The 18704-nt window shown below is 60.0% G+C and carries 15 protein-coding genes; all 15 read right to left on the reverse strand.

Annotated features, from left to right (window positions below; all coding sequences use genetic code 11):
• Window positions 1-8: 8 nt before the first annotated feature.
• The 15 genes from DXT96_RS13530 to DXT96_RS13600 all read right to left on the reverse strand — a co-directional run bounded on the left by DXT96_RS13530 (window position 9) and on the right by DXT96_RS13600 (window position 18670).
• Complete coding sequence (locus DXT96_RS13530; RefSeq protein ID WP_149898416.1) at window positions 9-1064, reverse strand: PhoH family protein; 1056 nt, start codon at window positions 1062-1064, stop codon at window positions 9-11.
• A gap of 40 nt (window positions 1065-1104) precedes the next feature.
• Window positions 1105-2508: a tRNA (N6-isopentenyl adenosine(37)-C2)-methylthiotransferase MiaB gene (miaB, locus tag DXT96_RS13535; RefSeq protein WP_153515190.1), complete on the reverse strand. Its 1404-nt coding sequence runs from the start codon at window positions 2506-2508 to the stop codon at window positions 1105-1107.
• A 65-nt stretch (window positions 2509-2573) separates the two neighbouring features.
• Window positions 2574-3368, reverse strand: a complete 795-nt coding sequence (locus DXT96_RS13540) for a 1-acyl-sn-glycerol-3-phosphate acyltransferase (protein ID WP_153515359.1) — start codon at window positions 3366-3368, stop codon at window positions 2574-2576.
• Window positions 3369-3398: 30 nt separating this feature from the next.
• The gene (locus DXT96_RS13545) at window positions 3399-3827 is read right to left on the reverse strand and encodes a Fur family transcriptional regulator (RefSeq protein ID WP_371418860.1); all 429 of its coding nucleotides are present in this window, start codon (window positions 3825-3827) and stop codon (window positions 3399-3401) included.
• A gap of 70 nt (window positions 3828-3897) precedes the next feature.
• Entirely contained in the window at window positions 3898-4392 is a 495-nt protein-coding gene (locus tag DXT96_RS13550) for a GNAT family N-acetyltransferase (protein WP_149898413.1), read from the reverse strand.
• Window positions 4393-4460: 68 nt separating this feature from the next.
• Window positions 4461-5129: a tRNA (adenosine(37)-N6)-threonylcarbamoyltransferase complex dimerization subunit type 1 TsaB gene (gene tsaB / locus DXT96_RS13555; protein ID WP_153515191.1), complete on the reverse strand. Its 669-nt coding sequence runs from the start codon at window positions 5127-5129 to the stop codon at window positions 4461-4463.
• Window positions 5130-5150: 21 nt separating this feature from the next.
• Window positions 5151-5714 carry a NifU family protein gene (locus DXT96_RS13560; RefSeq protein ID WP_052820288.1) on the reverse strand — a complete coding sequence of 188 codons (564 nt, stop codon included), beginning with the start codon at window positions 5712-5714 and terminating at the stop codon, window positions 5151-5153.
• Window positions 5715-5856: 142 nt separating this feature from the next.
• Window positions 5857-6348 (reverse strand): universal stress protein, encoded by a 492-nt coding sequence (locus tag DXT96_RS13565; protein ID WP_149898411.1) that lies wholly within the window; start codon window positions 6346-6348, stop codon window positions 5857-5859.
• A gap of 115 nt (window positions 6349-6463) precedes the next feature.
• Entirely contained in the window at window positions 6464-7528 is a 1065-nt protein-coding gene (gene trpS / locus DXT96_RS13570) for a tryptophan--tRNA ligase (RefSeq protein ID WP_153515192.1), read from the reverse strand.
• A gap of 101 nt (window positions 7529-7629) precedes the next feature.
• Window positions 7630-8034: a VOC family protein gene (locus DXT96_RS13575; protein ID WP_149898409.1), complete on the reverse strand. Its 405-nt coding sequence runs from the start codon at window positions 8032-8034 to the stop codon at window positions 7630-7632.
• The gene (murJ, locus tag DXT96_RS13580; RefSeq protein ID WP_153515193.1) at window positions 8034-9623 is read right to left on the reverse strand and encodes a murein biosynthesis integral membrane protein MurJ; all 1590 of its coding nucleotides are present in this window, start codon (window positions 9621-9623) and stop codon (window positions 8034-8036) included. The genes DXT96_RS13575 and murJ overlap by 1 nt, the downstream gene beginning before the upstream one ends.
• A 7-nt stretch (window positions 9624-9630) precedes the next feature.
• Window positions 9631-12459 carry a [protein-PII] uridylyltransferase gene (locus tag DXT96_RS13585; RefSeq protein ID WP_153515194.1) on the reverse strand — a complete coding sequence of 943 codons (2829 nt, stop codon included), beginning with the start codon at window positions 12457-12459 and terminating at the stop codon, window positions 9631-9633.
• 146 nt (window positions 12460-12605) lie between these two features.
• A complete protein-coding gene (gene mutS, locus DXT96_RS13590; RefSeq protein ID WP_194287637.1) occupies window positions 12606-15320 on the reverse strand; it encodes a DNA mismatch repair protein MutS in 2715 nt (904 codons plus the stop codon).
• A 127-nt stretch (window positions 15321-15447) separates the two neighbouring features.
• Complete coding sequence (locus DXT96_RS13595; protein WP_149898981.1) at window positions 15448-16329, reverse strand: GNAT family N-acetyltransferase; 882 nt, start codon at window positions 16327-16329, stop codon at window positions 15448-15450.
• Window positions 16330-16426: 97 nt separating this feature from the next.
• A complete protein-coding gene (locus DXT96_RS13600) occupies window positions 16427-18670 on the reverse strand; it encodes a hybrid sensor histidine kinase/response regulator (RefSeq protein WP_153515195.1) in 2244 nt (747 codons plus the stop codon).
• Window positions 18671-18704: the final 34 nt, after the last annotated feature.

An 18704-nucleotide genomic window follows, 5' to 3' on the forward strand; every position in this document is an offset into this window, starting at 1 on the left:
TCTTTACGTCAGTTGCCCTTCGGAAGGCTCTCATCCGGCACCGCGGTGTGGGACTCGTAGGCCCGGACGATGCGCGCCACCATCGGATGACGGACAACGTCGACGTCCTTGAAGCGCACGACGGACACACCTTCCACATCGGGGAGGATTTGCAGAGCCTCGACAAGGCCGGATTTCACACCGCGCGGCAAGTCCACCTGGCTCGGGTCCCCGGTCACGATCATGCGGCCGTTTTCGCCGAGACGGGTCAGGAACATCTTCATCTGCATGGTCGTGGTGTTCTGGGCTTCGTCCAGAATGACCGCAGCGTTGGCAAGGGTCCGGCCACGCATGAAGGCGAGAGGGGCGATTTCGATGACGCCCGCCTGAATGGCGCGCTCCACCTTGTCACCCGGCATCATGTCATAAAGCGCGTCATAAAGCGGGCGGAGATAAGGATCGACCTTTTCCTTCATGTCACCCGGAAGGAAGCCGAGACGTTCACCCGCTTCGACGGCAGGACGCGACAGGATGATACGGTCAACCGCGCCGCGCTCCAGCAGTTGCGCCGCATGCGCAACGGCAAGATAGGTCTTGCCGGTGCCTGCGGGGCCAACGCCGAAAACCAACTCGGATTGTTCAAGCGCCCGCATATAGACATCCTGCGTCGGCGTGCGGGCAGCGATCGTCTTCTTGCGGGTGGAAATCTGCGCCATGGAAATCTTTGCCTTGCGCTCCATCGTCGGCAAGGTCAGCTGGTCGTCGGCGGCCATGGCCATACGGATCGCCCCTTCCACATCGGAAACTTCGGCGGTTCCGCCCTTGAGCAGGCGTTCGTAAAGGAAATCCAGCGCCCGGCGGGCCTGATTGGTGGCGACGACATCGCCGGTAATGGCAACGGAATTGCCGCGCGGGCGGGCATCGATGTTGAGGCGCTGCTCCAGCAGCTTCAGGTTCTGATCGAACTGACCGAATAGCTCTCCCGCTATCCTGTTATTCTCGAACGTGAGGACGAAGTGATTGGCGTCGGTCGCGGCTTGGCGTGGCTGGCGCGATGAAGGTGATACCAATTCATGTGCGTTCAAGCGGTCAGGCTCCTGTCCCAATCAGTGTCGGCTCCTCACTCTAACTCCCTGCCACCTCGGCAAACAAGCTGTTTGGACCCGTTGCGGTGATTCGTACATTAACAATGTCACCGATTTTCAAAGTCTTTGCATCAAGATTCACGGATTGCAGCCAGGGAGAACGACCTATCAACTGTTCAGGCATGCGGCCGGGCTTTTCCAGCAACACATCCATCGTCTTTCCGACCAGCGATTCCGCAAATTCCTTCTGCTGCCGCAGCAACAGAGCCTGTAATCTCTCTAGCCGCTCGGCCTTCACCTCTTCCCCAACCTGATCGTTAAGATCAGCACCCGGCGTGCCCGGACGGGTGGAGTATTTGAAAGAGAAGGCCTGCGCATATTTCACCGTCTCAACCAGCGCCATCGTGTCTTCGAAATCACGATCCGTTTCACCGGGGAAGCCGACAATGAAGTCCCCCGACATGGCGATATCAGGGCGGGCGGTGCGGATTTTTTCGATAAGCTGGATGTATTCCTCGCCCGTATGGCGACGGTTCATCGCTTTCAGAATGCTATCCGATCCTGACTGTACCGGCAGATGCAGATAAGGCATGAGAATACGCAGATCGCGATGGGCGCCAATCAGGCGATCGTCCATGTCGCGCGGGTGGCTGGTGGTATAGCGAAGCCTTGCAAGCCCCGGAATTTCCGCCAGCCGGTAGAGAAGTTCGGCGAGACCCCATTTTGCGCCGTTCGGGCCTTCGTTCTGCCAGGCATTGACGTTCTGGCCGAGCAGCGTGACCTCGCGCACGCCGGCATCAACCAGCTTCATCGCCTCATCGACGATCTGACGCACGGGACGGGAGACTTCCGAACCACGGGTATAAGGCACCACGCAGAAGGTACAGAACTTGTCGCAGCCTTCCTGCACCGTCAGAAACGCCGTGACGCCGCGTGTGCGCAACGTCGCCTTTTCGGCGATCGGCAGGTGCTCGAACTTGTCCTCGACCGCATATTCGGTCTCGATGACGCGTTCGCCGTTGCGCACCCGCTTCAGCGCATCCGGCAGTCGGTGGTAAGTCTGCGGGCCGATGACGACATCGACGGCGGGCGCGCGGCGGAGGATTTCCTCGCCTTCCGCCTGCGCCACGCAGCCGGCAACGCCGATCATGAGCTCGCGGCCCTGCTCCTCGCGCGTTTTCTTCATGTCGCGCAGGCGGCCAAGCGCCGAATAGACCTTTTCAGCCGCTTTTTCGCGGATATGACAGGTGTTCAGCAGGACCAGATCCGCCTCGCCCATATCCTCTGTCTGAACGTAGCCATCCTTCGCCAGCGCATCGCTCATGCGGACGGAATCGTAGACGTTCATCTGACAGCCATAGGTTTTGATAAAAACCTTGCGGCTGTTACATCCCTCGCGGGCGATCACTTCGGGGGCGTCGAGGCTCATGGTTTCCTGGGTCATGGCCGCTATTTAGGGGTTTTCCCGGCCAGATTAAACAAAAAAATCCCGGAAAAACGACGGTCTCCCTATTTCCGCCAGCCGCCGCGCAGGCTGAAGGCCAGCATGGAACGGATCGAGGCCGCGATCTCGGTCGCCAGTCGCTTGCGGTTATCCGTGCTGTGAAACGGAACGCTCTCCCCGAACGTCACGTCGACATCGATGGCGCCCGCCCTGATGATGCCGAGCAGATGCGGCACCAGCGTGATGCTGCCGGGCCATGCGGCGATGACGCGGTGGTAGCGGCCCATAGCCATGCCCTGCACCCGCGTATAGGCAATCGCGACCGGCTGAACGTAAACCAGCTTGCCCGGAACCTGCTCGGCGGCGGTGGAGGCTGCGCCGAAAAGCGAGGATTTAACCGCCAGCATTCGGTTGCCGTCCGAGGTGGTGCCTTCGGGGAACAAAACCACAATCTCCCCGTCAGCCATGCGGCTGGCAATTTCGCTGACCTGTGCGCCGGTGCTGCGCTTCTGCTCGCGTTGAACGAAAATGCTTTTCTGCAGACGGGCAAGCCATCCGAAAACCGGCCAGTCACGCACTTCCGTCTTGGCGATGAACACCACGTCGGCAATGCTGCCGAGAACGAGGATATCCTTCCACGAGGCGTGGTTGACCGCCAGCATCAACGGCTTTGCCCGCTCTACCTCTCCGTGGACATGCACGCGGATGCCGAGAACATGGCAGGCGATACGGTGCCAGATACGCGGAATGCGGCGACGCAGCCGCCAGTCGAAAGCAAGACCCAGCAGTTGCAGCGGCAGCAATATGAGCGTGACGATCAGGAGAGCGACCGCGATATAGGCTGTCCGCAGCCACATCATCATGAGAACATCCGCCTGCTCACCGGCGTCTCAGCGTTCGTCGGGTTTCAACGGCACGCCGTAAAGTTCCAGCCGGTGATCCACGAGCTTGAAGCCATGTTCGCGGGCGATCTTTTCCTGAAGGGCTTCGATCTCAGGGGAGTGAAACTCGATGACGACGCTGTTCTTCAGATCTATCAGGTGATCGTGATGTTCCTCGGGCACGGTCTCATAACGCGAACGGCCATCGCGAAAATCATGGCGCTCGATAATGCCGGCATCCTCGAACAGCTTCACCGTTCTATAGACGGTGGAAATCGAGATGCGCGGATCCACAGCGGAGGAACGGTTGTAAAGCTCCTCGACATCGGGATGGTCGGCCGATTCCTGCAGGACGCGGGCAATGACACGGCGCTGGTCCGTCATCCGCATGCCGCGCTCGGCACAAAGCTCCTCCAGCGTTTTCGAAAGGTCTATCACGTCTTCTGGCCTTTTGAGTATTCCGGTTGAATTTTGCGGCTTTCGCCGAAAAAATGCCTGTCGCAGGGAACTAGCGAAGATCGCGGCGCATGACAAGCGCCGTCGACTTGGTTCCATCCCTGGATGTGTAATAGGCCTTGCGCTCCGCAACCGTCTTGAAGCCGAGCTTTTTATAAAGCCCGAGGGCGGAGGCGTTGCCGTTGTCCACCTCGAGAAACATGGTTTCAGCGCCGCGCATCATCGCTTCACGTACCGCCGACTGCATCAGGCGCCAGCCGAGACCGGTGCGTCCGAACTTGTCAGCCACGGCGACGGTCAGGATTTCCGCCTCGCCCGCCACTTCCCGCGCCAGCACGAAACCGCCAAGTGGCTTGCTGAAGAACGCGTTGGTCTGGCGCGCTACCGCGCCGAAAACCGAGCCCTGCGTCAATAGCCCGGAAAATTCACCGTCATTCCAAGGGCGCGGAAAACGCAGCGCATGCAGTTCCGCCACCGCGGCGCAATCCTCATGCTGCATCGGCACGATCTCGAAATAGGGTTTCCAGCTCAGATATTCGTCAAACATAATAGGAATCTGGCATCACAAGAATCGGGCATTACAGGAATCAGTCACGGGCATGGGCAAATGCCCTATCAGGCAACGTCCTGACGTGCCAGCGCAAAACCGGTTTGCGGCCGGGCATCCGGACCGCGCAGATAAAGTGGTGCAGGTTTCGGCTGACCCGCGGGCTTGCGCGCCGCAGAGCGCGCAACAGACGCAATCGGGAAATGGTCCGGCCCGGAGCCGATTTCCTCTCCTGCAAACAGCGGTGCGGCCGAGCCAATCACGGCACCATCGAAACCGGAGAGAACACCCCTGGCGTCATCCAGAGACAAAAGCGTCGCCTCAGCCAGCGGCGATCCATCTGCCGCGAAAGTCTGGAGATAGGCTTCGCCACGTTTGGCATCCAGCCCGACGGCCACGGGCCGGCCGGGAGTTGTCAGCAGATGATGCAGGGCGAGCGTTTCAAGCGTGGTGACGCCGACTGCCTCGACGCCAAGCGACAGGGCAAAGCCACGCGCGGCGGCAACACCGACGCGGATGCCAGTGAAGGACCCCGGACCGATGGTCACGGCGATGCGCTCAACCTTCTGCAGCGGAAGTCGCGCCTGCTGCAGGGCGCGATCGATCACGGCCATCAACCTCTCGGCATGACCCTTGCCGATCATTTCGCACACCTCGCCGAGCACCCTGTCGGCGGCGCCGTCATAAACGCAGGCGGAACAATCCACACCTGACGTGTCGAGTGCGAGAACAATCATGTCGTGGCCTGGCTTACAATGTCATACCGCTTCGACTTCGCGCACTTCCGGCACGAAATGGCGAAGCAGGTTCTGAACGCCGTGCTTCAGCGTGGCGGTGGAGGACGGGCAACCCGAGCAGGCACCCTTCATGTTCAGAAACACGGTGCCATCGCGGAAACCGCGGAAAGTGATGTCGCCGCCATCCTGCGCCACCGCGGGGCGCACGCGGGTTTCCAGCAGTTCCTTGATCGTGGCGACGATCGTCTCGTCACCCTCTTCGAAAAACTCGTCCTCTTCGTCCGATACTTCGGCAGCGATTGCCGTGCCCATGATCGGGCGACCGGACATGAAATGTTCCATGATCGAGCCCAGAATGGCAGGCTTCAGGTGCTGCCATTCCGCATCGTCCTTGGTGACGGTTATGAAATCGAAGCCGAAATAAACGCCGGTGACGCCGGGAATCGTAAAGAGACGCTCCGCCAGCGGAGAAGCCTGCGCCTGCGAAGGATTGAGAAACTCAGCTGTCCCGCTTTCCAGCACCACCTTGCCGGGCAGAAACTTCAGCGTGGCGGGGTTGGGCGTGGCTTCCGTCTGAATGAACATCATCGTCTCCTTCGAGGTCGCGGTTCACGCCCCGTAATTTAGAATTCTTCCAAAATACGCCCGGCGAAGCTTCACTTCAAGCCCTGACATGATAATTACATTCAAGAAATCGTCAGCCCCTAAATCTTGCCCTAAACCCGGATCAGCAGAGCGCGTCGATTTCCTCATCCGTCAGCGTATCCGGCAGGACAGTGACGGGAATGGGGAAGGCTGCCCCTCGCCCGGCGATGGAAGAAACGAGCGGTCCCGGCCCTTCTTTCGTCGATCCCGCCGCCAAAATCAGAATGGCGATATCGCGGTCTTCCTCGATCAGCCCGTGGATCTGCTCGGTGGCGCTGCCTTCGCGGATCACCGCTTCAGGCTCGATGCCGATGGTCTCCCGCACCTTCTGGGCGATTTTCGCGAGCGTGGCTTCCGCCTCCTCGCGGGCTTCGGCCCGCATGATCTGTTCGACGCCCAGCCATTGCTGGAAATCGCCTTCCGGGATCATGTAGAGCAGCACCAGCCCACCATTGGAGTTCTTGGCGCGACGACCGGCATAATGCACGGCCCTTTCGCATTCCGGTGTGTCATCAATAACAGCGAGAAACTTGCGGCGATGCCCTTCCAGACGCGACAGCCGTTTTGAAACCATTCCGCACTCCCTTAGGTCCGCCGTGATCCGAGAAACCGCCCGACGGTTCGGGCGGAGATTATATCAAATCACGGCAGGCGCAAACCGCCCGCCGCATCAGCGTGGCAGCGACTTCTCAGCGCAGGAAGCCGATGATGTCGCGCACCTCGTTCATCGTCTTTTCAGCAATAGTACGCGCGCGCTCACCGCCCTGTTTGAGGATGGCGTCGATATGGGTCGGGTCATCGAGAAGGCGGCGCATCTCGTTGTTGACCGGAGCGAGCACATTAACCGCAAGCTCCACGAGTGCCGGCTTGAAGGCCGAGAATTGCTGTCCGCCGAATTCGGCAAGAACATCCGCCTTCGTCTTGTCGGAGAGAGCGGCATAGATACCGACGAGGTTTTCCGCCTCGGGGCGGCCCTTCAGGCCCTCCACTTCGCTCGGCAGCGCATCGGGATCGGTCTTCGCCTTCTTGATCTTCTTCGAAATCGCGTCGATGTCGTCCATCAGGTTGATGCGCGACAGATCGGACGGGTCGGACTTCGACATCTTCTTGGTGCCGTCCTTCAGAGACATGACACGCGGCGCGGGGCCACCGATCAGCGGCTCCACCATCGGGAAATAGGCATGTACCGGCTCGTCACCGACCTTGATATCAAGGCCGAGACCGGCGTTGCGGATATGATCGCTGAAATCGATGTTGAATTTCTGGGCGATATCGCGGGCCAGTTCCAGATGCTGCTTCTGGTCGTCACCGACAGGAACGTGGGTGGCGCGATAGACGAGAATATCGGCGGCCATCAGGCTCGGATAGGCGAGCAGACCGAGCGAGACCTGTTCGGCATTCTTGCCGGACTTGTCCTTGAACTGCGTCATGCGCTCCATCCAGCCGATACGCGCCACGCAGTTGAACACCCATGCCAGTTCCGCATGCTGCGGCACGGCCGACTGGTTGAAGACGATATGCTTCACCGGGTCGATGCCCGCAGCGATAAAAGCGGCCGCAATCGAACGGGTCTGCGCCTTCAGGTCGGAATGAACGAGCTGGGCGGTGATGGCATGCATATCGACGACGCAATAGATGCAGTCGTTATCTTCCTGCAAAGCCACGAACTTGCGGATAGCGCCGAGATAATTGCCGAGATGCAGATTGCCGGTCGGCTGGACGCCCGAGAAAACCAGCGGCTTGAATTCGTTCATTGTCGTCCTCGAAAAGGCTTGTGGAGGGCCTCGCCCCGTGATTTGAATTGCACGCGCTTATGCACCCGCAGCCCCTCGCAATCAAGCGGTTTCAGGGCATGTCAGCCGCGCGGCTGAAGAAGGTCCCAGCGATTTCCGTAAGGGTCGGCAAAGACCGCGACGGAGCCGTAAACCTCATGGCGCGGTTCTTCGAGAAAGCGCACGCCGCGCGCCAGCATGGTCTCATAGTCGCTTTGGAAATTGTCAGTATTCAGGAAAAATCCGACACGTCCGCCGGTCTGGTTGCCGATGGCAAGACGCTGCGGCTCGCCATCGGCTTGAGCAAGCAACAGGGCGCAGCCATCGGTGCCTTGAGGTTTCACCACCAGCCACCTTTTGCCATCGCCAAGCGGCTGATCGGAGACGCATTCGAACCCCAGAACCTCGCAATAAAACGCCTTTGCCCGATCGTAGTCATCGACCACGAGGGTGACGAGCGCGATGCGGCGGTTTTCAGCAAAAGACATCAGCCTGCCTCCGTCTCGACGTTCTTTTTGCCGCGCTTGCGAATGGCTCGCTTGACCATGCCGATATCGGCACCGCCCGACACGAAGGCCAACACAAAATAAACCAGCATGGCCGCGAAAACGAGGGCCATGATGGTGCCGGCCCGAACGAAAATCGACGAGGCCGAAGACAGCTCGAAACTCAGCCAGGTCAGCGCATAGTGGACGAAGCCGGCCATCAACGCCGCCGCCAGCAACAATCGCGGAATGCGGGTAAGCAGCGGAATATCCACCTGCCAATGGCCGCGCCACAACAGCATGACGAAGAGCAAGGCGGCATTCACCCAGCCGGCGGTGATTTCAGCAATGGCGATGCCCGGACCGCCGAGACGCGGAAACAGCGTCAGCGCCAGGGAGACGTTCACCACCACGGAAATTGCCGCGAAAATCATCGGTGTGCGGGTGTCTTCACGGGCGAAGAAGCCTGGAATGAAAGCCTTTATCAGCACGAAAGCCGGCAGGCCGAGACCATATATGCCGAGGATTTGCGCAACCGTGATGGTGGCCGACGGCGAGAAATTGCCGCGCTCGTAAAGGAAACGCACGATGGGTTCCGCCATGACCAAAAGGGCGGCTGCAGCAGGCAAGGTCAGGAACAAGACGAATTCGACCGAACGGTTCTGCAGGCTTCCGGCTTCCACCATATGGCCACCGCGCAAGGCGCGCGCCAGCTCCGGCAGAAGCACTGTGGCGACAGCGATGCCGACGACCCCGAGCGGCAGCTGGTAAATCCGGTCCGCATAGGCGAGCGAGGAGATCACCCCTTCGCCGGCGGAGGCGATATTGGTGTTGATCAGCAGGTTTATCTGGGTGATGCCGCCGGTTATTGCCGCCGGCAGTGCGAGGACCAGAAGCCGTTGTACATTCTTCGTCAGCCGCGGCCTGCGGAAGCCAATGCGCATGCCGGCATTGCGCACGGCGATCCAGACGATGGCAAGCTGCACCAGACCCGCCACCATCACCCCCCAGGAGAGCGCATAACCCACCTCAAGCGGATCATAATTCTTCCACCATGCCCAGGCGAGCACGCCGATGAGGATGATGTTGAGGAAAACAGGAGCGATTGCCGCAGCGAAATAACGGTGCAGCGAGTTCAACATGCCGCCCATCATTGCCGCCAGAGACATGCAGGCGAGGTAGGGGAACATGATGGTGGCAAGATGCACCGTGTTATCGAACTTCACCGGATCTTCGAGGAAGCCCGGCGCAATCACGGTACGCACGATGAACGGCATCGACAATTCCATCAGAATTGTCAGCGCCAGAAGTACGGTGAACAGGACGCCGAAAACTTCCTCGGAAAAGCGCCTTGCGCCCTCCATGCCGTTCGCCTCGATTTCCTTGGCGAAGAGCGGCACGAAAGCCGAGTTGAACGCGCCTTCGGCAAAAAGTCGCCGGAAGGTGTTCGGAAAACGGAAAGCGGCGTTGAAGGCATCGGCCACCGGGCCGGTGCCGACGGCGGCCGCCATCAGAGTTTCTCGAAGAAAGCCGAAGATGCGGCTGCCGAGCGTGGCTGTACCGACGGTGGCGAACTTGCCGATCAGACTCATGGGCGCTTCAAGCCTTTGCCGTGCGCGCGGCCGGCAGTGCGGCCACGTCGGGATGGGCGATGATGCCGTTCGGCATCCGGTCGCGCAATTCGTCTTCCTGCTCGCTCATCACCGCCTTCAGGCGGGTGGCGATGCTGGCCTGCCGATTATCGTTCGTCACTTTCTGCCCGAACAGGTCTGTCACGTAGAAGGTGTCGATGACCTTTTCGCCGAAGGTGGTGATACGGGCGGAGTGAATATCGAGCGACAGATCGGCGATGACAGCCGTCATATCCGCCAGCAGGCCCGGCCGGTCGAGGCACTCGACTTCGATGACGGTGAACTTGTTCGACAGCCCGTTGGAAATGATGACCGAGGGCGGAATGATGAAGGCGCTTTTCTTCTTGCGGCTCTTGGTGCGCGTCGCGATCATTTCCGGCAGGCGCTGGCGGCCGGACAGAACCTCCTCGATGAGCTTGCCGACATTGTTGCCGCGCCGTGTCTCATCCTCGTCGATCGGGAATTCGCGGTTGATGAGGATCGTATCCAGCGCCCGCCCGTCGGAGGTGGTGAAGATCTGCGCATCGGCGATATTGGCGCCCGCCGCCGCGCAGGCGCCGGTGATGATCGACAGCAGGCGCGGATGGTCGGGCGCCAGCACGGTGATTTCCGTAATCGCGTGGAAAGAATGGGTGCGCACCATGGTCGACAGCGCCTTTTCCTGCTTGTCGGCCTCACGGATGAAGCGGGTGTGGCGCACCTGGTCTTCCAGCGCCACCGTCAGCAGATAAGGCTCGTAATGCAGCTTGGTATATTTGCGCCGCGCCTTCTGGCCCCAGTCATCGAGGGCGTCGTAAAGCGCCTGCCGGGCGATCTGAGCCCGTTCCTTGCGGGAGACCTCCGAAAAGCCGCCGGAGAGCAGCAGTTCCGTCTCATAATAGAGCGAACGCAGCAATTGCCCCTTCCAGCCGTTCCACACACCCGGGCCGACGGCGCGGATATCGCAAACCGTCAGGATGAGCAGCATCTTCAGCCGCTCCATCGATTGCACCTTGTCGGCGAAATCGGTGATGGTCTTGCGGTCATGCAGGTCGCGCGTCTGGGCAACCATGGACATCAAGAGATGCTGTTCGATGAGCCAGACGACGGTTTCGGTCTGCTTGCCCGTCAGGCGGAAACGTTGGCAGAGCTTGCGGGCCACCCGCGCGCCGGCAATCGAGTGGTCCTCCTGCCGGCCCTTTGCCACGTCGTGCAGCAGCACGGCGACATACAGCGCCTCGCGCTCTTCAACGCCCGGCATCAGCTGGTTGGCGAGCGGGTGGGCATCGACAGCCGTTCCCTTGTCCACCTCCGACAGCACACCCACGGAGCGGATCAGGTGCTCGTCCACGGTATAGTGATGATACATGTTGAACTGCATCATCGCGACGATCTTGCCGAATTCGGGAATGAATTTGCCGAGTACGCCTGCCTCGTTCATCCGCCTGAGTGTCAGCGCCGGATCGCGTCGCGAGGTGAGGATCGACAGAAACAGCCGGTTCGCCTCCTCGTTTTCGCGAAGCGCATCATTAATGAGCGACAGTGAGCGCGTGACGACGCGCAAGGCATCCGGATGCAGTTCGAGATTGTTGATATCGGCGATGTGGAAAAGCCGGATCATATTAACCGGGTCGTTCTTGAAGACGTCAGGCTTGGCTAGTGCGATGCGCCCCCGGTCCTCGACGAATTCTACCGAACCCGGGATTTTACGCACACGATGGGCGAAACGGCTGAGGACGCCGGAGAGACCCGGCACCTCCTTCGCCTGCCGGTCTTCCAGCGCGGCGCAGACGATGCGCGTCAGGTCACCCACGTCCTTCGCCACGAGGAAATAATGCTTCATGAAGCGCTCAACGGCGGAAAGGCCGGGGCGCGGCTGATAGTTCAGCGCATCGGCGATCTCGCGCTGAATATCGAAGGAAAGGCGCTCTTCCGCCTTGTTGGTGATGAAATGCATCTGGCAGCGGACGGCCCAGAGAAAATCATCGGCCTTTTCGAACAGCCTGAGTTCGCGCCTCGACAGAACACCGAGCTTGACGAGATCGGCGGTATCGCGAACGTGGTAATAATATTTGGCAATCCAGAATAGCGTGTGCAGATCGCGCAGGCCGCCCTTGCCTTCCTTGACGTTCGGCTCCACCAGATAACGCGTATCGCCCGCCTTGCGGTGGCGCTGGTCTCGCTCCGCCAGCTTGGCGGCGATGAATTCCGGGCCGGTGCCGGTGACGACTTCCGCCTCGAAGCGTTTTTCCAGATCATCGGTCAGGGATTTTTTGCCGCAGATAGCCCGCACTTCCAGAATGGCGGTTCGGATGGTCATATCGGATTTGGAGAGGCGAATGCACTCATCCCCTGTGCGGGTAGCATGGCCCACCTTGAAACCGAGATCCCAGAGCAGATAAAGCACGAACTCCACGGCCTTGTGCATGTCAGGCGTATTCTTGGCCGGCAGCAGGAACAGAAGGTCGATATCCGATCCCGGCGCCAGCGTGCCGCGACCGTAACCGCCGACTGCCGCCACCGCGATCTGCGGGGCATCCTTCGGATAGGCATATTGGCAGGCAAGATCATAAAGCGTCTCGATCAGCCGATCCTGAAGCCAGGAAATGCGGCGGGCGCAATCAATGCCGCTGCCATCGGTTTTCAGCAGTTCGCGGACCTTTTCCCGGCCTTCCGTGCTGGCCTTGCGAAACAGTGGCAGCAGGTCGGACCTGATATCGGCGATGCGCTTGCCATCTTCCTTAAAGATGATGTCACTGTCGCGCTTCAGCGCCGAGACATCGAGAATTTCGGAAAAATCCAGGTCCTTGATGGCCATCTATGCCGGTATCCATGTCCTGTGGGAAATCCCACCGCTTGCGATGGGAGTGTCCTATAGCGAGTTTTAAAGGCGATGGACAGGCAGTCTCCGCATCGAACCGAAAAGTGTCAGCGGTTTTCGGAAAATTCGATGCGCAAAAAAGTTCAAACCTTGCCAAGTTCTTTCTTTAGCGCATAGAGCGCGTCCAATGCCTCACGCGGCGTCATTTCGTCCGGATTGATCCCCTTTAATGATTCTTCCACTTTCGATGGTCCGGCCTTGCGGGTTTCCTCGCGGCGAACGGCGATCTGGAACAGCGGCAGATCATCGATCAGCTGGCTGGCCGGGTTCTTGCGGTCGGCATCCTCCAGTTTCGTCAGCACTTCACGAGCGCGCTCCACAACCGATGCCGGCAAGCCGGCAAGCCGTGCGACCTGAATACCATAGGAGCGATCTGCGGCACCCGGCCCGACTTCGTGCAGGAAGATGACGTCGCCTTCCCACTCTTTCACCCGCATCGTGGCATTGGAGAGGCGGCCAAGTTTTTCCGACAAAACGGTCAACTCATGAAAATGGGTGGCGAAGAGGCCACGGCAACGATTAACCTCGTGCAGATGTTCGACTGCCGCCCAGGCGATCGAAAGCCCGTCGAAGGTTGCCGTGCCACGGCCGATCTCGTCCAGAATGACCAGCGAACGGTCCGTCGCCTGATTGAGGATGGCAGCGGTTTCCACCATCTCCACCATGAAGGTCGAGCGGCCGCGCGCCAGATCGTCGGACGCGCCGACGCGGGAAAACAGCCGGTCGACGACGCCGATATGGGCTGCCTCCGCCGGGACGAAGGAGCCGATCTGCGCAAGGATGGCGATCAGCGCATTCTGGCGCAGGAAGGTCGATTTACCGCCCATGTTCGGGCCTGTCAGCAACCAGATTGCGCCGTTCTTGCCGCCGTTGACCGCCGACAGATCACAATTATTGGCGATGAAGGGTCCGGCCGATTGCCGCCGCAGCGCCTGCTCTACGACCGGATGACGCCCGCCTTTGATCGCGAAGGTCATGGAGGCATCGACAATCGGGCGGCAATAGGCCTGTTCGGTCGCCAGATAGGCAAGGCTTGAGGCGACATCGATGATGGCGAGTGCTGAAGCACCGGCCTTGATTGCTTCCGCCTGCTGCACCACAGCCTCGACCATGCGGGCGAAGGCTTCCAGCTCCATTGTCAGAGCCTGCGCTGCAGCATTGGCGATGCGACTTTCCAGATCGGCAAGCTCGGTTGTGGTGAAGCGCATGGCGCCGGCCATGGTCTGGCGGTGGATGAAACGCGCTTTCGCTTCATCGGTCGCCATCATGACATCGGCATTGCCGGCAGTGACCTCTATGAAATAGCCCAGCACATTATTGTGCTTGATCTTCAGCGACTTGATGCAGGTCTCATCGGCATATTTCAGTTGCAGACCGGCGATCACCCGGCGGGACTGATCGCGTAGCGCCCGAACCTCGTCAAGTTCCGGATTGGCGCCGTCACGCAGGAAACCGCCGTCGCGTTTCAGAAGCGGCAGATCATCGGCCAGCATCGAGCCGAGCATTGCTTCCAGCCCGCCCGGCAAGGCTTTTAAATCCTTGAGAGCCGTCGCCAACTCATCTGGCAGCAACCCACCGTCGAGAATAGTCGCGATTTTTTCAGCGGAAACCAGTCCCTGCCTGATGGCGCCGAGATCACGCGGGCCACCGCGCTCCAGAGCCAGACGTGAAAGCGCACGCGGCATATCAGCAACATGTTTCAAGGCATCGCGCAGCCCGTCGCAGAGCGAGACATCGTCGATGAGATAGCCCACCGCATCGAGGCGGGCGTTTATCTTTTCCGGGTCGGTAAGCGGCGACATCAGCCGCTCGGCCAGCATTCGTGCGCCACCGCCCGTCACCGTGCGGTTCAGGGCATGCAGCAGCGAGCCATCCCTGTCGCCAGCGAGCGTCTTCACCAGTTCCAGATTGGCGCGGGTGGCGGGATCGATGAAAAGGGTGGAGGCAGCACTTTCGCGCTCCGGCGCGCCAAGCGGCGGGCGCTCGGCAATCTGGGTCTTTTCGACATAAGCGACGGCAGCGGCAGCGGCAGCCATTTCAATGCGAGAAAAACTGCCGAAACCATCCAGCGTCGCGACATTGAAATAACGGGCGATACGCCCTTCCGCCGTGGCGCTGTCGAACAGGATGGCAGGTTGCGGCACCGCCACGCGACCCAAAACATCGAAAACCGGCCGCAATTCCTCATCATGGAACAGGCTGTCGGCAACGATCAGCTCGCGCGGGTCGATACGCCAGATATCGGCGAGAAGCCGCGTCAGCGTGGTTTCCGCCAAACGGAAGACGCCGGTGGAAATATCGATCCAGGCGAGCGCGAACTGCGCCTCGGCACTGCCGCGAATACGGGCCAGCGCCATCAGATAGTTGGATTCCGTCGGCGACAGAAGTTTTTCTTCGGTCAGCGTGCCAGGCGTGACAAGCCGCACCACATCACGCTTGACCACGGATTTCGAGCCGCGCTTCTTCGCCTCGGCGGGATCTTCCACCTGTTCGCAGACGGCGACGCGATAACCGCGCAGGATGAGCTTCTGGAGATAATCGTCCGCCGCATGCACGGGAACGCCGCACATGGGAATATCGTGGCCCATATGCTGGCCACGTTTCGTCAGCGTGATGCCGAGCGACCGGGAGGCTTCGACCGCATCGTCAAAGAACAATTCATAGAAATCGCCCATGCGGTAGAACAGCAGCGAACCGGGATTGTTCGCCTTGATCTCGATATATTGCTCCATCATCGGAGTGGCCGAAGCGCGGCTCTCCTCCGTTATCAGGGAAGCGGTTGTCAGAACGTCCGTCAATGGCCTGCCGATGTCATATCGTGTTGCGGAAAAGGAGCGCCGACACTAGCGGCAATGCCCGCCCCGACACAACACGCGCAGAGCCGCTGCCCACAGGAACATCCGGCAAGATCCAGTCAAAAGCTGATCAGCCGTTGATGCGCTCGGCCTCGCCGCCGTAATAGCTGATGTAGCGGCCGGCGATGGACGTGACCGGCAGAACGACCAGAACATCTGTCGTGTTGAAGGCATGGTCCACCACAGCACCGGAGCCGAACATGGCGCCAAGACGCATATAACCCTTGATCAGCGGCGGCATGGCGTTCAGCGCCTTGCGGGTATTCAACGCCTCCGCCGGCATCAGGTCCATCTCGCGGTAAAGCTCGGGAAGTGCGGAAGCCTCCCACTCGCCCTTTGCAACACAATTATGGTGCAGGAAGGACAGCGCCAGTGCATGGGTTTCCGGCTGCACGCCGGGGAAGGAGGCGCAGCCGATCATCGCGTCCATACGATGTTTCACCGCATAGGCCCAATTGCCCTGCCACAGAAGCTCAACGGTACGCTTGGTGCGATATTCCGGCAGCACGCAGGAACGGCCAAGCTCCATGAAGCGCTTGCCCGGATGGCGCGCAACCAGCCCTGCAATGTCGAATTCGCTGGCCGAATAAAACCCGTTGTTGGCGAGCGCCGTTTCCTGCCGCAGCAGACGGTAGGTGCCGACGATCTGGTCTTCACTATCGCCTTCGATGGCCTTGTCGAGCACGAGCAGATGGTCGCAGACACTGTCCCAGGCGTCGATATCGCGCTTGCGGCGCATCGCGTCAGCGGGAAGCCGCGCATTCATTTCCTCAACGAAAACCTTGTAACGCACGGATTGTGCGGCATCGATCTCGCGCTCATTTCTCGCAAGCCGGGTTTCCAATGTGCCGATACGACCGAAAAGACCCTCATTGTCCTGAGCGGACTCCGAACGAGGATGAATGACAACATTGTTTTCACAAATGTCGTGATTGAAGATTTCGGCCACCATGGGGAATCGCTCCGCCACCAAAGAATTTTCCTGTCATAAATCACTAATTGACGACAGAATAGTGACAAAATGACGCCAGCGCGAGTCTGTCAAGCTATTATGGGGAAAGGCGTTTCGCCTCCAGCATGCGACGGATTTCCTCGACCAGCTGCCTCGGGTCGGTGGGCTTGGTCAAAACCTTGGCTGCACCGGCTTTCAGCAGGATTTCGGCGGTGTCGGCACTGGCATCGCCACTGAGCACGATCAGGGGAATATTTCTCTCACCCTCCAACGTGCCGAGAAGTTCCGGCAGCACCTCAAGCCCCTCACCACCCGGCATATTGAGGTCCGAGATGATGAGGTGCGGCAAACGGGCAGCACCCGGCGCCAACGACTGCCGCAGAGCCTGAAAGTCATCGACGGCACGAACGATGTAACCGCTTTTCTCCAGAACCGCCCGGATGATGCGCGCATTGACGGCATCATCCTCAGCCACGAGAATTTCGACGCCACTTGCCACTTGCTTCAGCCGTGATGAAAAGCCCACATCGGGGTGGTTGTCGTTCAGCGCGTCGCGGCGCTCTATGCCGCGCAGGCGACCGCAGAGGACGTCGATCAGCGATTTTTCGCGCAGCGGCCGGATCAGCCAGGCGTCGAAGGAGACATGCATGGTCGAAGGCCGCTCCTCGGGGCTCACCAGCAGGGTGAGGCGAACATTCTGCTGCGGCCAGTCCTTTAGGGCGTCCCTGAACAGGAGTGAAACGCGCCGGTCGACGATGATATCGGTGAGATCGGCGCTGAGGTCAGCTGCCCCATCCCGCAGTCTTCGCAAATCTTCCGGCTGATGAATGAGAACACATTTGCCACCAAAGGCCTCTATCGCCTCCATCGTCACCGCCGCAGCCACCCCCTTTGGCGCAATCAGCAGGACATTCGTATGTTGCAGACAGTGGTGCCGGCCCGGATCCGGCATTGCGGCAGGCGCGCTGCCCGGGTGGAACGAAAGCGTGAAGGTGCTGCCGCTGCCCTTGCGGCTCGAAACCGTGAGGCTGCCGCCGAATTCCCGCACGATGCGGGCGGAGATCGCAAGCCCGAGGCCCGTACCGGCGCTTCGCTGTGACATCGGCCCTGCCTGCTCGAATTCACCGAAGATGCGGGCCTGCTCCGTCTGGCTCATGCCCGGACCGGTATCCTCGACGGCGATCTGCAATTCACCATCGGCCATACGCGCGCGGATGACGACTCCGCCCTCCTGCGTGAATTTGACGGCGTTACCAAGGAGATTAAACAGCACCTGACGCAGCCTTGCCGGATCGAAATCGAGATAATCGGGCACGTCAGGGCTGACGAAGGAGGTGATTTCAATCCCTTTTTCGTGGGCGCGATGCGCCAGCATCTCGACAATGCTCTCGATCAGCCGCCGCAGGTTTTCCGCGCGCGGATTGAGCCTGAAACGACCCGCCTCCATGGTCGAATAATCCAGCAGATCCTCGACCAGCTGCACCAGCGACTGGCCGGACTGCTTCATGCCGTCAAGATAATTGCGCTGCTCCTCGTTGATCTTCGTTTGCGACAGGAGATGGTTCATGCCGAGCATACCGGAAAGCGGCAGGCGGATTTCATGGCTTACGGTGGCAAGCAGCCTTGCCTTTTCGGCATCGGCCTTTTCGGCGCGCAAACGGGCGTCTTCCCTTTCGGCAAGCGCAAGCCGCTCTTCCGTCACGTCTCTGGCGATGCTGCTGATGAGAAGGCGGCTGCTGGCCAGATCGCGGGTGACCACATCGTGCCAGGAGAAGATGCGCTGCCCGAAAGGGGTGGCGATCTCGACATCATAGGCGTGAACCTTGTCGCCCGGACGGAAGGCAATGCCGATTTCCTCGCAACTCAACCCTTCGGGGGTTGCGCATCCCGTCATTTCGCGAAAGATCCTGTTCGCTTCGACGATACGCCGATCCAGATTACGGATGACGACGATATCACCCATGGATTCCTGCATCTCGGCAATCAGCGAGCGGTTCTGCGTCTGTCGCAGCCGAACATCCAAATCCTCGGCCAACGCGTCTTTAAGTGGGACAGTTTTGCCGAACAGCGCGTAGAGAAGGACACCGACGAGCACGGCGCCAAAGAAGGAGGCCAGGGCAACGGTGACCGCATAGGGCACCGCAAGCGCAATCAGCGCGGCGGAAAATGCACCGACCGACAACGAAATGGCAATGTACGAGGAAATCGGCCCTGAGCCGATCTCGTGCTCTGCGCCGGCATTATGCCTTGTCGCGTCGACACGATCCCCCGGCTGCGGCGCTACAGGCGCCAGCCCAAGGCCGTCTGAAACTTTTTCCCGAAGTTTTGCCAGTTCGCTCATATGCAACCGCTACCACGGCAGCGGTTTTGATATG

Origin of the sequence: Agrobacterium sp. ICMP 6402 (genome assembly GCF_009498615.1) — a bacterium.
GTDB classification, from domain to species: domain Bacteria; phylum Pseudomonadota; class Alphaproteobacteria; order Rhizobiales; family Rhizobiaceae; genus Agrobacterium; species Agrobacterium burrii.

Excerpts from the sequence above, each read along its gene's own strand:
- miaB (WP_153515190.1), bottom strand. The coding sequence starts at position 2,508 with ATGACCCAGGAAACCATGAGCCTCGACGCCCCCGAAGTGATCGCCCGC.
- DXT96_RS13540 (WP_153515359.1), bottom strand. The coding sequence starts at position 3,368 with ATGATGTGGCTGCGGACAGCCTATATCGCGGTCGCTCTCCTGATCGTC.
- DXT96_RS13550 (WP_149898413.1), bottom strand. The coding sequence starts at position 4,392 with ATGTTTGACGAATATCTGAGCTGGAAACCCTATTTCGAGATCGTGCCG.
- tsaB (WP_153515191.1), bottom strand. The coding sequence starts at position 5,129 with ATGATTGTTCTCGCACTCGACACGTCAGGTGTGGATTGTTCCGCCTGC.
- DXT96_RS13560 (WP_052820288.1), bottom strand. The coding sequence starts at position 5,714 with ATGTTCATTCAGACGGAAGCCACGCCCAACCCCGCCACGCTGAAGTTT.
- DXT96_RS13565 (WP_149898411.1), bottom strand. The coding sequence starts at position 6,348 with ATGGTTTCAAAACGGCTGTCGCGTCTGGAAGGGCATCGCCGCAAGTTT.
- trpS (WP_153515192.1), bottom strand. The coding sequence starts at position 7,528 with ATGAACGAATTCAAGCCGCTGGTTTTCTCGGGCGTCCAGCCGACCGGC.
- DXT96_RS13575 (WP_149898409.1), bottom strand. The coding sequence starts at position 8,034 with ATGTCTTTTGCTGAAAACCGCCGCATCGCGCTCGTCACCCTCGTGGTC.
- murJ (WP_153515193.1), bottom strand. The coding sequence starts at position 9,623 with ATGAGTCTGATCGGCAAGTTCGCCACCGTCGGTACAGCCACGCTCGGC.
- DXT96_RS13585 (WP_153515194.1), bottom strand. The coding sequence starts at position 12,459 with ATGGCCATCAAGGACCTGGATTTTTCCGAAATTCTCGATGTCTCGGCG.
- DXT96_RS13595 (WP_149898981.1), bottom strand. The coding sequence starts at position 16,329 with ATGGTGGCCGAAATCTTCAATCACGACATTTGTGAAAACAATGTTGTC.
- DXT96_RS13600 (WP_153515195.1), bottom strand. The coding sequence starts at position 18,670 with ATGAGCGAACTGGCAAAACTTCGGGAAAAAGTTTCAGACGGCCTTGGG.